A 14,704-nucleotide genomic window follows, 5' to 3' on the forward strand; every position below is an offset into this window, starting at 1 on the left:
TTTAAAATGTATTTTTAATATAATTAATAACATAATTTTTTTTAATTTTTTTTTTATTTAATAAAATATTATTAATAATATTAATAATTTCTTCTGAAAAAAGGATTTTATTTTTAATAAAAGATATTTTTAGGTTTTTATTTAAAGTTAATTTTATGTTATTTTTAATAAAATTATTAATATCTGAAATTAAACCCCATTTCCCTTTTAATAAGGAAATTTTGTTTATAATATTATTATAATTTAATAAACATTCATTATTTTTACCAATCCATAATCCTTTTTTCGTTCTTCTATATAAAGAAAAATATACAAATTCTTTATTACATTTAATAATAGTTATTATTCGCTTAATTTTTTTTATTTTCCAAGATTTTTCTGCTAAAATCATTAAATGTGATAATCCTATTTTAGGAATATTTAAAGCATAGGAAATACTTTCTATTACCGCTATTCCTATTCTTACACTTGTAAAATTACCTGGACCTAAATTATATCCTAATAAATTTATTTCAGATAATAATATATTAGTTTCATTTAAAATACTATTTACTAGAAATAGTACATATTTCATATGTAGACAAGGGCAAAATTGAATTTTTTTATAAATAATTCCATTATTTTGTAAAATTACAAAACAATATTTTGTAGATGTATCAATAGTTAAAATATTTTTATACATATATCTCTGATTTAAAAATAAATTTATTGTTTAAAATCTAAATTATGTTATAATTCTAATGTTTTAATGAACAATTCAAACTATTATATCAAATAATTATAATATATTATTTTATAAAATAATATATTTAATATTTAAATTTAGAATAAATTTAATAAATAATAATTTTATTAAAATTTTATTTATAATAAAATTATTTTATATAATTATTATAAAATATAAAATAATTCAATAATTGAAGTAAGGAATAAAACTCGTGACAACAATTGTTAGTGTAAGGAAAAATGAGGATGTAGTTATTGGTGGTGATGGACAAGCAACTCTTGGTCACATTATAATGAAAGGAAATGTAAAAAAAATTCGTAAATTATATCACAATACAGTTATTGCGGGTTTTGCTGGTGGAACTGCAGATGCTTTTACGCTTTTTGAATTATTTGAACAAAAATTAGAAGTATATCAAGGAAATTTAACTAAATCAGCAGTTGAATTAGCTAAAGATTGGAGAACAGATCGTATTTTACGTAAATTAGAAGCTTTATTAGTAATTGCAGATAAAGTTACTTCTTTAATAATTACAGGAAGTGGAGATGTTATACAACCTGAAAATAATATAGTAACTATTGGTTCTGGTGGGCCATATGCACAAGCATCAGCTCGTGCTTTATTTGAAAACACTAATCTAAATGCATATGAAATAGTAAAAAAATCTTTAAAAATAGCAGGAGATATTTGTATATATACAAATCATAATTTTACTATTGAAAAATTATCATGTAAATAAGCATAAGGAAAAAGCTAATTATGTCTGAGATGACCCCAAAAGAAATTGTTAAAGAATTAGATAAATTTATTATTGGACAAGAAAGTGCCAAAAAAGCTGTTGCTATAGCATTGAGAAATCGTTGGCGTCGTATGCAACTAGATGAGAATTTAAGACAAGAAGTTACACCTAAAAACATATTAATGATTGGACCTACAGGAGTAGGAAAAACAGAAATTGCACGTAGATTAGCTAAATTAGCTAATGCTCCATTTATAAAAGTAGAAGCTACTAAATTTACTGAAATCGGTTATGTAGGAAAAGAAGTAGATTCTATTATTCGTGATTTAACTGATGTAGCTATAAAAATGATAAGAATACAAGCATTTAATAAAAATTGCTATAGAGCAAGAGAAATGGCAGAAGAAAGAATTTTAAATGTTTTAATTCCTAATAAAAATAATTGGAATCAAGATGACAATATTGAATCCATAAAACAAAAATTAAAAGTTAAACTTAAAAATGGATTATTAGATAATCAAGAAATTGAAATTAATGTAGCTAGTACTCCTATGGGTATTGAAATTATGGCTCCTCCAGGAATGGAAGAAATGACTAGTCAATTACAATCATTATTTCAAAATTTAGGTGGTAATAAACAAAAAAAACGTAAGTTAAAAGTGAAAGATGCCATTAAATTATTAATAGAAGAAGAAGCTGGGAAATTAATTAATAATGAAGATATTAAACAAAAAGCTATTGAAGCAGTAGAACAAAATGGAATTGTATTTTTAGATGAAATTGATAAAATTTGTAGAAGAAGTAATAACATATCTTCGGATATTTCTAGAGAAGGAGTACAAAGAGATTTATTACCATTAGTAGAAGGATGTACAGTATCAACTAAACATGGAATGGTTAAAACAGATCATATTTTGTTTATTGCATCAGGATCATTTCAAATATCTAAACCTTCTGATTTAATTCCAGAATTACAAGGTAGATTACCTATTAGAGTAGAGTTAAAAGCATTAACTAGTAATGATTTTAGAAGAATTCTTATAGAACCAGATACATCTATAACAATACAATATAAAGCATTATTAGAAACTGAAAAAGTTAATATTATTTTTACTGAAGATGGTATAAAAAAAATTGCAGAATCTGCTTGGAAAGTAAATGAAACAACAGAAAATATAGGAGCTAGAAGGTTACATACTGTTTTAGAACATTTAATGTCTGATATTTCCTATAATGCTAATGAATATTATAATAAATCTATTATTATAGATAAAAATTACGTAAGTAAACATTTAGATACATTAATAATTAATGAAGATATTAGTAGATATATTTTATAAAATATTATATTTTATAATAAAAAAATTATTTTTTAAAAAATATTAAAATTAAGAATTTCTTTTTTTTAAAATTTTTATAATTTCATATAAGTTAATATTTTTTATTTTTAATAAAACTATTAAATGGTAAATTAAATCAGCTGTTTCTTGCATAGTTTCCTTTTTATTATTATCATTTGCAGCAATAATAGTTTCTATTGCTTCTTCTCCTACTTTTTGTGTAATTCTTTTTAATCCGCTTTGATATAATTGATTAGTATATGAAGATTTTATAGAGTTTTTTTTTTTATTTAAAATATTTTCCAACAAATATAGAAAGGTAAAATCTGATATAGTATTTTTAAAACAACTATATTCATTTAAATGACATGTTTTATTAACAGGTTCTACTAAAATGAGTAATGTGTCTTTATCACAATCTGTAGTAATTTTTTTTATGTATAAAAAATTACCTGTTGTCTCTCCTTTTGTCCATATTTTATTTTTTGTTCTAGAAAAAAATGTAGCTTTTTTTGTTTTTAACGTTATTTTGAGAGATTTTTTATTCATATAAGCATGCATAAGTATTTGACCTGAAATTTTATGTTGTATAATTACAGGAATTAATCCATTTATTTTAGTCCAATTCAAAGTACTGAAAATATTTTGTTTTAACATATTCTAACCTCAATATTTTTTTTATGTAAAAATTTTTTTAAAGTATTAATATTAATAATATTTTTATGAAATACTGATGCTGCTAAAGCTCCATCAACATTTACTTTTTTATTAAAAACATCATAAAAATTATTTAAAGAACCTGCTCCACCAGAAGCAATTAAAGGAATTTGACAAATTTTTCTTATTTTTTTTAACTGTATAATATCATATCCAGAACATAATCCATCTTGATTCATCATATTTAATACTATTTCTCCTGCTCCTAATTTTTGTACTTTTTTAACCCATTTAATTGTTTCCCAATTAGTTATTTTTATATTTTTTGTATTACCAGTATATTTATATACATAATATTTTTTATCTTTTTTGTTATACCAGGAATCTATTCCAACAACAATACATTGTTTACCAAAATATTTAGATAGTCTTGTAATTAAAGACGGATCATTTAATGCAGGAGTATTTATAGATATTTTTTCAGCTCCTAAATGCAATATTTGCGCAGCATCATCTATCGATTTTATACCTCCTGCTACACAAATAGGTATATTAATTATTTTTGCGATTTTTGATATCCATTTTTTATTTATTAATCGATTATCAATTGATGCTGTAATATCATAAAATACTAATTCATCAGCTCCATCCTTATTATATTTATTAGCTAAAGATAAAACATCTCCTATAATTTTATGATTTTTAAATTGTTTCCCTTTTACTACTACATCATTACAAACATCTAAACAAGGAATTATTCTTTTTGCCAACATAAATTAGCCTCTTTAATAGTAAATTTTTTTTCTAAAAATGCTCTTCCTATAATTATATGTTTTACTCCACTTTTTTTTAAATTAATAATATCTTTTAATGATGAAACTCCACCTGATGCTTGAAAAAAAATTTGAGGATACTTTTGAACTATTTCAGTATATAAATTTATATTTGGGCCTAAAAATGTACCATCTCTAGAGATATCTGTACATAAAACGTGTTTTAATCCTAAATCTAAAAATTTTTCAATAATATTTTCAAAAATTATGTTACTTTTATCTTGCCATCCATTAATAAAAATAATTTTTTCATTTTTTTTGTTAATTTTAACATCTAATGCTAAAATTAGAGAATTTGGATTATATATTTGAAACAGTTTTTGTACATTTTTTAAATTATGAATAATAGAAGATCCTAATATAATTTGTACTTTAGGTATTAAATTAAAAATTAAATCTATATCTTCTTTACACCTGATACCTCCTCCTAATTGAATAGGAAATGAATTATATTGAAAAATATTTTTTAATAAAACTATTTGTTTTTTATTAGGATCTTTTGCACCATCTAAATCTATAATATGAATTTTTTTTGCTCCTTGCTTTATATATTTTTTTATATAAAATAAAGGTTTATATAGATATTGACGTTTTAAATTAAACTTTCCCTGATGTAATCTAACAACTTTTCCTTTTATTAAATCAATTGCTGGAATAATCATATTTTAATCTTATATATTTAAAAAATTTTTAATTAATTGAATACCATTAATTCCTGATCTTTCTGGATGAAATTGAACTCCAAAAAAATTTTCTTTTTGAATAACAGAACTAAATTCTTTTTCATAATTAGTAGTAGCTATTGTATAAGTATTAATATTAACATTATAACTATGTGAAAAATAAAAATAAGAATTTTGATTAATATTATGAAATAATGGTGATGATATTATACTATTTACTTTATTCCAGCCCATATGTGGAATAGGTTTATATTTATTATTCATTAAATTTACAGAATAATTTAAAATTCCTAATGTAGGAATACCTTCATTTTCTTCGCTATATTTCCCTAAAATTTGCATACCTAAACAGATTCCCAAAACATCTTTTTTACAATTTTTGATTAATTTTATTAAATTATCATTTTTTAATTTTTCTATTACAGAATTAGCAGAACCTACACCTGGTAAAAAAATTTTATCAGCATTTAAAATTAATTTTTTTTTATTTGTGATTTTTGCATTAAATCCTATTTTTTTTATAGTAGATTGTAAAGAGTAAAAATTACCACAGGATGTATCTAAAATAACGATTTTCAAATTAAAACTCCTTTTGAACTAGGAATTATAGTATTATTATTTACTATTTTTATAGCTTGTTTTAGTGAACATCCAAATGCTTTAAATAAACTTTCAATTTTATGATGATCATTATCTCCTGTTACTTTTAAATATATATTACATGCCATGGAATATGACAAAGAATAAAAAAAATGTTTAATCATTTCTGTACTTAAATCCCCAATTTTTTGATATTTAAATTTTACATCATATTGTAAATATGGTCTTCCTGATAAATCAATTGAACATTGGGCTAATGAATCGTCCATTGGTAATAAAAAACCAAATCTATTGATTCCTTTTTTATTACCAATTGCTTTAAAAAAAGTTTGTCCTAATGATATTGCGATATCTTCTATTGTATGATGATCATCAACATATAAATCTCCTTTACTATAAATATTTAAAATAAATCCTCCATGAATTGCTATTTGTTCTAACATATGGTTTAAAAAGTTAATTCCAGTATTAATATTATTATTCCCTTTTTTATCTAAAAATAATTCGACATATATTTTTGTTTCTTTTGTGATTCTTTTTATTGTAGCATATCTTTTTATTGGTGTTAATTTAGTTAAAATATCTAACCAATTACATTTTTGTTTATTATATAAAATACCATTAATTCCAATATTTTTTGCTAATGCAATATCAGTTAAACGATCTCCTATAACATAACTATTTATTTTATCTAAATAGTTATTTAAATATTGCTTTAATAATGTTGTTTTCGGTTTTCTACATATACAATTATCATAAGAATAATGAGGACAAATAAAAATATTTTCAAATTTAATACCTTGTGATTTAAAAATACTTATCATAAAATTATGAGGAATATTAAAAGACTTATAAGAAAAATTTTTACTACCTAATCCATCTTGATTTGTAATCATTACAAATAAATAAGAAAATTTTTTTAATTCTGATAATGCAATAATAACATTTTTTTCAAAAAATAATTTATTAATATTATCAACTTGATAATTTATTTTAGGTTCAGATATTAAAGTACCATCTCTATCTATAAAAAGTATTTTTTTTAACATATAATAAGGTCTTTTTTTATAAAATTTTAAAAAGATAATTTTTGTAATTCAAAAAGTAATTTTTTACATTCGATAAATGTTCCTATTGTAATTCTTAAACAATTATTTAATTTTTTTTCATGATTTTGGTTTCTTACAATAATTTTTTTTTTAATTAACTTTTTAAATATAATTTCAGAATTATGAAATTTTATTAAAATAAAATTAGTTGCACTATTAAATATATTTTTTATACAATTACATTTATTAAGATTTTTTATTAACCATTTTTTATTATTAATAATTGTTTTTACATTATTTTGCATAATAATTAAATTTTTTGAATTTAAAGCTTGTGTTGCAATATTTATAACAGGTTCTGGTATTGGATAAGGAGCAATTACTTTTACTAAAATATCAATAATATATTTATTTGTTAAAATAAATCCACAACGTAATCCTGCTAATGCAAATGCTTTTGATAAAGTCCTTAATATAATTAAATTATTATATTTATTTATAAAATTAGTTAAAGTTTGATCTATACAAAATTCAATATATGCTTCATCAATAACAACAATTATTTTATCTTTTGTTAATTTTAATAATTTTATTATATTATTTTTATCTATATAATTCCCAGTTGGATTATTAGGATTACAAATAAATATAATTTTAATATTACTAAGATTTTTTTTAATTTTATTTAAATCTAAATCCCAATTAATATTACTATTAATCATTAAATATTCTATATCTAATATTTCAGCAGTAACACGATACATATCATATGTTGGTGGACAAAATAATATTTTATCATCTTTTTTATTACAAAATGTACGTATAATTAAATCAATACCTTCATCAGCTCCTCTTGTAATTAAAATATTTTGAGTGGATAAATTAACATATTTACTATATAAATTAATTAGCTCTCTAGATTGTGGTTCTGGATATTTATTAAATATTTTTTTATTTAATGAAAAAATAGAAGTAATAGGAGATTCATTAGCATTTAATGTTATTAAATCATTATGATTATTTTTATATAAAGATCTTGCAGATTTATATGGAGTAAAATTTAGAATATTTTTTCTAATCATTTTATTAATATTATTATTTTTTTTTTGATCAAAATAATTTTTATTAATGTATTTTTTTCTTATTGTAATAGAATTACTATGACCTAATAAGTTTTCTTTTTTTGCCATAATTTCTACTGTATCAGAAATATTTAATAATCCTTGTTTTGTTAATTTTTGAACAGATATTCTTTTTTGAAAATCAGAAACTCCTAAACATGAATATGTTTTTGTATAACCATAAGTAGGTAAAACATGATTAGTTCCTGAAGCATAATCTCCTGCTGATTCAGGTGACCAATGATCTAAAAAAATTGATCCTGCATTAATAATTTTAGATAAAATTTTATTGTAATCATTACATTGAATAATTAAATGTTCAGGAGCATATTGATTAATTATTTGTATACATTCTTTAATATTATTAGCTATTATAATAAAACTATTATTAAGAGATTTTTTTGCTATATCTTTTTTAGGTAATTTTTCTAATTGTTTAGAAAGTTCTTTTTTTACTAATTTTGCTATTTTTTCGTCAATAGTAATTAAAAATACTTGTGAATCTACTCCATGTTCTGCTTGTGATAATAAATCTGCAACAATAAAATTGTAATTAGCAGATTTATCTGCTAAAATCATTAATTCTGATGGGCCTGCTGGCATATCAATAGATATATTTTTATAAGATTTATGTTGATTACTTACTTGTTTTTTAGCTTCAGTAACAAAAAAATTTCCTGGTCCAAAAATTTTATCTACTTTCTGAATAGATTCTGTTCCATAGGCCATTGCTGCTATAGCTTGTGCGCCACCTACCTGAAAAATATTTTCTATATTACATAAATATGCAGCAAATAAAATTTCATTAGAAATTGGAGCAGGAGAACATAATGTAATATTAGGACATAATGCTAGTTGAGCTGGGATACCTAACATTAATACTGTAGAAAATAAAGAAGATGTACCTCCTGGTATATATAATCCTATTTTTGATATAGGACGATAAATATGATAACAAAACACTCCAGGTATAATTTCAATTTTTTTTTTTTTTAAAATTTGATATTTATGAAATTTATATATATTATTATAAGCTTTTTTTATTGCGTTTTTAATATTTTTATCTATATGAAATTTTGAATTATATATTTTTTTTTTATCTATTTTTAGAGTATTAATGTGTAATTTATCAAATAAAAAATTATATTTTTTTAACGCACTATCTCCTTCATGTTTAACTTTTTCTAAAATATGTGTTACTTTTTTTTTAATATTTTTATTTATTAAAAATATCGGTCTAGATAATATTTTTTTTTTCTGTTCTTGACTATATTTATGCCAATAAATTAAATTATTTAAAATATTCATTTTATTACTCCATTATTTTTTCAATAGGTAAAACTAAAATAGCATTTGCACCTAATAATTTTAATTCTTCTATTTTTTCCCAAAATAATGTTTCACTACATACCATATGTATAACTACATTTTCAATATTTCTTATTAATGGTAAAATAGTAAGATTCTGTACACATGATAATAATGACATTACTTTTTTTAATTTTTTATTAGGAATATGAAAAATTATATATTTAGATTCTCTTGCTTGAATAACTCCTTTAATTCTTGCTAATAATTTATTGACTAATTGTTGTTTAAAATTAGTTATTTTATCATAACGTTGTATTAAACATGCTTGTGAAATATATATAATTTCTACTTCCTTAATTCCATGTGCTTCTAATGTGGCTCCTGTTGAAACTAAATCACAAATAGCATTAGATAGACCTAATCTAGGTGCTAATTCTACCGATCCATTTAACATACAAGATTTAAATGTAATATGATGTTTATCAAGATATTTTTTTAATAAATTAGGATAAGAAGTTGCAATACAAGTATTTTGTAAAGATTGTAATCCTGTATAATTTTTATTAATAGGTATTGCTATAGATAATCTACATATACCAAAATTTAATTTACGTAATGTTAAATAATTTGCATGATCCCCTCTTGCTAATCTAGTTAAAACTTCCTCTTCTAAAACATTTTGCCCAATAATACCTAAATCAACAACACCTTCCATAATTAAACTAGGAATATCATCATCACGTACTCTTAAGATATCAATCGGCATATTTTCTGCAAATGCTATTAATTTTTGTTGTTGTAAATTAATTTTTAGACCACAATTTTTTAATAGTTTACTAGATTCATTACTTAAACGCCCAGATTTTTGCATAGCTATGCGTAAACGATTGTTATCCGGCATACTTTTATCCTTTTTTTTAAAAAATTTAAAATTTTTAAAAATTAATTTTATGTTAAAAATTAATTATTTTAATTAAACTTAAATAAATTATAAAAAAATAACAACTATTTTTCTTAAAATCTTATTTCATAATTTAAACTATACATTTTTTATATATCCTGAATCCTGATTTAAAGGATTTTTAGCTGAAATACGAGCTAATTTATCACATTTATTATTCATTATATTATATGAATGACCTTTTATCCATTTCCAGTAAATATTATGCTTAGATAAAGATAATTCTAATCTTTTCCATAAATCAATATTTTTTACTATTTTTTTGTTATTACGTATCCAATTATATTTTTTCCAATTATACAACCATGTTGTAACTCCTTTTTTTAAATAATTACTATCAGTAAATAAATAAATATTACAATTTTCTTTTAAAGATTCTAATGCAATAATAGAAGCCATTAATTCCATTCTATTATTAGTTGTAAAAAAAAAACCTTTAGTTAAAATTTTTTCATATTTATGATATTGTAATATAGCAGCACAACCTCCAGGTCCAGGATTATATAGACAAGAACCATCAGTAAAAATATTTATATTTTTATACATATAATTTTATTAAAATTTATATTATTTATATAACAAATATGAAAAAAACTAATATACGTCAAGTAGTTTTAGACACAGAAACAACAGGAATGAATTTATCTTATCCCTATTATATAGGACATCGTATTATAGAAATAGGTATTATCGAAATAATTAATCGTAATATTACTCAAAATTATTTTCATACATATATAAATCCACAAAAAATTATAAGTAAAGAAGCATTTAGTATTCATGGTATTTCTAATAAATTTTTATCTAAAAAACCTATTTTTTCTGATATATTAGATAATTTTCTTAATTTTATTAAAGGTGCAGAACTTATTATTCATAATGCTCAATTTGATATTAATTTTTTAAATTATGAATTATCATTATTAAAAAAAAAAACACCTAAAATTGAAGATATTTGCATAATAACAGATACACTTAAAATAGCTCGTAATATTTTTCCCGGAAAAAGAAATTCGTTAAATTCATTATGTAATAGATTTAATATTAATATAAGTAAACGTAATTTACATGGAGCTTTATTAGATGCAAAATTATTAGCTCATATTTTTTTATTTATGACAACTAAACAAAATTCATTTCAATTAGAATTTTTAAAAGAAAAAAATAGTATTTTTAAAAATAAAATAAAATTTTTAAATGCAAAATCAAAAATAAAAAAAACATTAGTTATAAACGCTTCTAAAAAAGAATTAAAATTACACCAATTACAATTAAATTTAATTAAAAATAAATATGGTTTTTCTTTATGGGAAAATAAAAATAAATAAAAAATTGACAATTTAAAATATTAAATATACCATAATAGTCTGATGGTGCGATAGTTCAGTTGGTTAGAATACCGGCTTGTCACGCCGGGGGTCACGGGTTCAAATCCCGTTCGCACCGTATAATTTATTTTAAAAAAAATTATATTAATCATTATTAATCCATAATACGCATGATTTTTCATATAATTCTAAATTATTTTTTAAAATATTAATTAAATCTGAACAAATTTCTTTTTTATTTATAAAATCATTAATCCAAAAAAAAACAGTAAAATTAATAGAATTATTAGTAATTTCATCAACAATAATATTAACAATCGAATTTTTTATTATTTTATCATTTACTGAAACAGTATCTAATAAAATTTTTTTAATTATATTAATGTCTTTTTGTATTAAATTTCGCGCAATACCTAAAGTAATTTTATTTCGATATTCATTAGATTTAGAAAAGTTTATTATATTCTCTGTAAGTATTTTACCATTAGGAACAGAGATAATAGTTCCATCAAATGTTTTAAAAAGAGTACAAAAAATTTCAACATTAGTAATTTTTCCAGTTACATTACCTATATTAATATAATCTCCAACTTTAAAAATACGGAATGTAATAATTAATAATCCTGATGCTAAATTTGATAAAGCACTTTGCCATGCTAAACCTATTACTAAACCAATAGTTCCAAAAGCAGCAAAAATTGATGATGTTTTTAATCCTATACTACTTAATGCACTAACTATGACAAATATAGTTAAACTATATTTAAAAATATTTGTAAGAAATCCAGTGGTAATTGGATCTATATTTCTAATAGTAAAAACATTTCTTGTAGTTTTAGTAACAATTTTTACTCCCCATAATCCAAAAAATAAAATCATACCTGCCAAAACAAAATGTTCACATTGATATAAAATAAAAACTCTATTTTGAAAAATCCACAATTTTATAAAATCTAATACACTAGTAAATTTATTCATATTTTATAATCCATTCTATGAAATAATTTATACTGATTTTTATAATTAAAATAATTTATTTTTTATAATATATTAATTGCATTTAATTCTTTAAATGTTTTTTCTAATCTTTTTTTCATAGAAATTTGAGATGCTCTAATCCATGATCTAGGATCATAATATTTTTTATTTGGTTTATTAAATCCTTCTGGATTCCCAAGTTGTGTTTGTAAATATTTTTCATATTTTTTATAAAAATTTAATACACCTTCCCAGGTAGCCCATTGAGTATCTGTATCAATATTCATTTTAACAACACCATAATTAATAGATTCTTTAATTTCTAATAATGAAGACCCTGAACCTCCATGAAATACAAAATTTATAGCATTATTGGGGATATTATGTTTTTTACTGATAAACTTTTGAGCATCTTTTAAAATTTTTGGTAATAATTTTACATGACCTGTTTGATATACTCCATGTACGTTTCCAAAAGATGCAGCAATTATAAATTGAGAACTAATTGGTTTTAGTTTTTCATAGGCATAATTAATGTCATAAGAATCAGTATATAATGATTTTTTAGTCATATTACTATTATCAATACCATCTTCTTCTCCACCTGTACATCCTAATTCTATTTCTAATGTCATTTGCATTTTTGACATTCTTTTTAAATAATGACTACAAATTTCAATATTATTTTTAATTGATTCTCTAGAAAGATCTATCATATGAGATGAGAATAAAGATTTTTTATGTATTAAATAATATTTTTCATTTTCATCTAATAAATTATCAATCCAAGATAATTTATTTTTTGGACAATGATCAGTATGTAAAATAACTGGAATACCATAATATTTAGCAATTTTATGAACATGTTTAGCCCCAGAAATAGCGCCAATAACAGGAGCTAGTCTAGGATTTATCATTTGTAATCCTTTACCTGCAATAAAAGAAGCTCCTGAATTAGAAAATTGAATAATAACTGAAGATCTTACCTTTGCTGCAGTTTCTAAAACTATATTAATAGAATCAGTACCAATACAATTAACAGCTGGTAAAGCAAATTTATTTTCTTTTGCTATTTTAAATATGGTTTGTAAATCATGACCAACAACAACACCAGGTTTTATATAATTTAAAATTTTAGACATAATATATATTTTAATCCTATTAAAATTTTAATTTTTAACAATTTTATTTTTTTTAAATAAAACGTTATGAAATATTTTCTAATATAGATATAACAGGTAATTTATTTCCTTCTATATATTTTAAAAAAGATCCTCCACCTGTAGAAATATAAGAAATTCTATCAAAAGAACTAAATAATTCTATTGCAGCTAAAGTATCTCCACCACCTACAATAGAAAAAGCATTACTATTTATAATAGTTTTAATAATAATTTCAGTTCCTTTTCTAAATTTTTTAAATTCAAAAACTCCAATAGGCCCATTCCATAATATGGTTCCAGCTTTTTTTAATTCGTATTTAATACTATTTATAGTTTTATTACCTATATCAAGAATTTTTTCATTTTTTAATATATTATTAATATTTGTATTTCTTATTAAAGATTCATCATTAATAGATGTACTAACCACACAATCAATAGGAATAATTATATTTTTGTATTTTTTACTTATTTTCTGAGCCAATAAAACTGCATTAGGTTCATATAATGAACTTCCAATATCATTATTTAATGATAATAACGTATTTGCTATTCCTCCTCCTACAATAACTTTTTCTGATAATTCACATAATTTTTTTAAAATATTAAATTTTGTAGATATTTTAGATCCACCTATAATAGAAATTATAGGTTTTATAGGATTATTTAAAAATTTATTTAAGTTTTTTATTTCATTTAATAATAAAAATCCTGCACAAGATTTTTTAGCAAAATTTATTACCCCATAAGTAGATGAATGCATACGATGTGCAGTAGCAAATGCATCCATTACGAATATATCACATAAAGATGCGTATTTTTTAGATAATTTTTTATTATTATTTTTCTCTCCGAGATTAAATCGTACATTTTCTAAAAGAATAATTTCATTATTTTTAAAATTACATCCGTTTAAATAATTTTTTTTTAAAACAACTTTATGATTTAAAATTTTTTCCAAAAATATAGCAATTTTTTTTAAAGAAAAAAAAGGGTTATATTTTCCTTCAATAGGTCTCCCTAAATGAGAAGCTAAAATAATTCTAGATTTTTTTTCTAAAGCATATTTTATAGTTGGTAATGACAATCTAATTCTAGTATCAGAAGTAATATTACCATTTTTATCTAAAGGTACATTAAAATCTGATCTTATTAACAAAATTTTATTTTTAATATTTAAATTTGCAATACTTAACATAAATAATTAATCCTAT

15 protein-coding genes, 1 tRNA gene and 1 pseudogene are annotated in these 14,704 nt (G+C 21.4%); 4 read left to right on the forward strand and 13 right to left on the reverse strand.

Translation table 11 applies throughout. From position 1 onward, the window contains the following. Window position 1: 1 nt before the first annotated feature. Entirely contained in the window at window positions 2–682 is a 681-nt protein-coding gene (tsaB, locus tag GJU03_RS00575; protein WP_168918765.1) for a tRNA (adenosine(37)-N6)-threonylcarbamoyltransferase complex dimerization subunit type 1 TsaB, read from the reverse strand. Between the two features lie 256 nt (window positions 683–938). Between tsaB and hslV the strand changes: the two genes are divergently transcribed. Together hslV and hslU are read left to right on the forward strand one after the other, a co-directional pair. Then, on the forward strand, window positions 939–1,466 hold the full coding sequence (hslV, locus tag GJU03_RS00580) for an ATP-dependent protease subunit HslV (RefSeq protein WP_168918766.1): 528 nt from the start codon (window positions 939–941) through the stop codon (window positions 1,464–1,466). A gap of 20 nt (window positions 1,467–1,486) precedes the next feature. Beyond that, a complete protein-coding gene (gene hslU, locus GJU03_RS00585) occupies window positions 1,487–2,806 on the forward strand; it encodes an ATP-dependent protease ATPase subunit HslU (protein WP_168918767.1) in 1,320 nt (439 codons plus the stop codon). 48 nt (window positions 2,807–2,854) lie between these two features. Here the strand turns inward: hslU and hisIE are convergent, their stop codons facing one another. The 9 genes and pseudogenes from hisIE to rnhA form a co-directional block, all read right to left on the reverse strand. Beyond that, window positions 2,855–3,463: a bifunctional phosphoribosyl-AMP cyclohydrolase/phosphoribosyl-ATP diphosphatase HisIE gene (hisIE, locus tag GJU03_RS00590; protein WP_168918768.1), complete on the reverse strand. Its 609-nt coding sequence runs from the start codon at window positions 3,461–3,463 to the stop codon at window positions 2,855–2,857. Then, a complete protein-coding gene (gene hisF, locus GJU03_RS00595) occupies window positions 3,457–4,236 on the reverse strand; it encodes an imidazole glycerol phosphate synthase subunit HisF (RefSeq protein WP_168918769.1) in 780 nt (259 codons plus the stop codon). Before hisF ends, hisIE begins: the two co-directional genes overlap by 7 nt. Continuing rightward, a complete protein-coding gene (locus tag GJU03_RS00600) occupies window positions 4,218–4,958 on the reverse strand; it encodes a 1-(5-phosphoribosyl)-5-[(5-phosphoribosylamino)methylideneamino] imidazole-4-carboxamide isomerase (RefSeq protein WP_168918770.1) in 741 nt (246 codons plus the stop codon). Before GJU03_RS00600 ends, hisF begins: the two co-directional genes overlap by 19 nt. Window positions 4,959–4,967: 9 nt before the next feature. Next, complete coding sequence (hisH, locus tag GJU03_RS00605) at window positions 4,968–5,558, reverse strand: imidazole glycerol phosphate synthase subunit HisH (protein ID WP_168918771.1); 591 nt, start codon at window positions 5,556–5,558, stop codon at window positions 4,968–4,970. Then, window positions 5,555–6,628, reverse strand: a complete 1,074-nt coding sequence (gene hisB, locus GJU03_RS00610) for a bifunctional histidinol-phosphatase/imidazoleglycerol-phosphate dehydratase HisB (RefSeq protein ID WP_168918772.1) — start codon at window positions 6,626–6,628, stop codon at window positions 5,555–5,557. The genes hisH and hisB overlap by 4 nt, the downstream gene beginning before the upstream one ends. A 26-nt stretch (window positions 6,629–6,654) precedes the next feature. Beyond that, complete coding sequence (gene hisC, locus GJU03_RS02255) at window positions 6,655–7,710, reverse strand: histidinol-phosphate transaminase (RefSeq protein WP_246208762.1); 1,056 nt, start codon at window positions 7,708–7,710, stop codon at window positions 6,655–6,657. Window positions 7,711–7,755: 45 nt separating this feature from the next. Next, window positions 7,756–9,057: pseudogene (gene hisD, locus GJU03_RS02260) on the reverse strand (histidinol dehydrogenase); the annotation flags it as partial. 4 nt (window positions 9,058–9,061) lie between these two features. Continuing rightward, the gene (gene hisG, locus GJU03_RS00620; RefSeq protein WP_168918773.1) at window positions 9,062–9,961 is read right to left on the reverse strand and encodes an ATP phosphoribosyltransferase; all 900 of its coding nucleotides are present in this window, start codon (window positions 9,959–9,961) and stop codon (window positions 9,062–9,064) included. Window positions 9,962–10,099: 138 nt separating this feature from the next. Continuing rightward, window positions 10,100–10,567 carry a ribonuclease HI gene (gene rnhA, locus GJU03_RS00625; RefSeq protein WP_168918774.1) on the reverse strand — a complete coding sequence of 156 codons (468 nt, stop codon included), beginning with the start codon at window positions 10,565–10,567 and terminating at the stop codon, window positions 10,100–10,102. 38 nt (window positions 10,568–10,605) lie between these two features. Between rnhA and dnaQ the strand changes: the two genes are divergently transcribed. Both dnaQ and GJU03_RS00635 read left to right on the forward strand, forming a co-directional pair. Beyond that, window positions 10,606–11,349: a DNA polymerase III subunit epsilon gene (gene dnaQ, locus GJU03_RS00630; RefSeq protein WP_168918775.1), complete on the forward strand. Its 744-nt coding sequence runs from the start codon at window positions 10,606–10,608 to the stop codon at window positions 11,347–11,349. 44 nt (window positions 11,350–11,393) lie between these two features. Continuing rightward, window positions 11,394–11,467: transfer RNA gene (locus tag GJU03_RS00635), tRNA-Asp, on the forward strand. Between the two features lie 26 nt (window positions 11,468–11,493). Here GJU03_RS00635 and GJU03_RS00640 read toward each other — a convergent pair. The 3 genes from GJU03_RS00640 to GJU03_RS00650 form a co-directional block, all read right to left on the reverse strand. Next, window positions 11,494–12,327, reverse strand: a complete 834-nt coding sequence (locus GJU03_RS00640; RefSeq protein WP_168918776.1) for a mechanosensitive ion channel domain-containing protein — start codon at window positions 12,325–12,327, stop codon at window positions 11,494–11,496. Between the two features lie 62 nt (window positions 12,328–12,389). Then, window positions 12,390–13,469: a class II fructose-bisphosphate aldolase gene (gene fbaA, locus GJU03_RS00645; protein WP_168918777.1), complete on the reverse strand. Its 1,080-nt coding sequence runs from the start codon at window positions 13,467–13,469 to the stop codon at window positions 12,390–12,392. A 64-nt stretch (window positions 13,470–13,533) separates the two neighbouring features. Next, entirely contained in the window at window positions 13,534–14,688 is a 1,155-nt protein-coding gene (locus tag GJU03_RS00650; protein ID WP_168918778.1) for a phosphoglycerate kinase, read from the reverse strand. Window positions 14,689–14,704 lie beyond the last annotated feature (16 nt).

Origin of the sequence: Enterobacteriaceae endosymbiont of Donacia bicoloricornis, from assembly GCF_012567955.1 — a bacterium.
Taxonomy (GTDB): Bacteria; Pseudomonadota; Gammaproteobacteria; order Enterobacterales; family Enterobacteriaceae.

Excerpts from the sequence above, each read along its gene's own strand:
- tsaB (WP_168918765.1), bottom strand. The coding sequence starts at position 682 with ATGTATAAAAATATTTTAACTATTGATACATCTACAAAATATTGTTTT.
- hslU (WP_168918767.1), top strand. The coding sequence starts at position 1,487 with ATGTCTGAGATGACCCCAAAAGAAATTGTTAAAGAATTAGATAAATTT.
- hisIE (WP_168918768.1), bottom strand. The coding sequence starts at position 3,463 with ATGTTAAAACAAAATATTTTCAGTACTTTGAATTGGACTAAAATAAAT.
- hisF (WP_168918769.1), bottom strand. The coding sequence starts at position 4,236 with ATGTTGGCAAAAAGAATAATTCCTTGTTTAGATGTTTGTAATGATGTA.
- GJU03_RS00600 (WP_168918770.1), bottom strand. The coding sequence starts at position 4,958 with ATGATTATTCCAGCAATTGATTTAATAAAAGGAAAAGTTGTTAGATTA.
- hisB (WP_168918772.1), bottom strand. The coding sequence starts at position 6,628 with ATGTTAAAAAAAATACTTTTTATAGATAGAGATGGTACTTTAATATCT.
- hisC (WP_246208762.1), bottom strand. The coding sequence starts at position 7,710 with ATGATTAGAAAAAATATTCTAAATTTTACTCCATATAAATCTGCAAGA.
- hisG (WP_168918773.1), bottom strand. The coding sequence starts at position 9,961 with ATGCCGGATAACAATCGTTTACGCATAGCTATGCAAAAATCTGGGCGT.
- rnhA (WP_168918774.1), bottom strand. The coding sequence starts at position 10,567 with ATGTATAAAAATATAAATATTTTTACTGATGGTTCTTGTCTATATAAT.
- dnaQ (WP_168918775.1), top strand. The coding sequence starts at position 10,606 with ATGAAAAAAACTAATATACGTCAAGTAGTTTTAGACACAGAAACAACA.
- GJU03_RS00640 (WP_168918776.1), bottom strand. The coding sequence starts at position 12,327 with ATGAATAAATTTACTAGTGTATTAGATTTTATAAAATTGTGGATTTTT.
- fbaA (WP_168918777.1), bottom strand. The coding sequence starts at position 13,469 with ATGTCTAAAATTTTAAATTATATAAAACCTGGTGTTGTTGTTGGTCAT.
- GJU03_RS00650 (WP_168918778.1), bottom strand. The coding sequence starts at position 14,688 with ATGTTAAGTATTGCAAATTTAAATATTAAAAATAAAATTTTGTTAATA.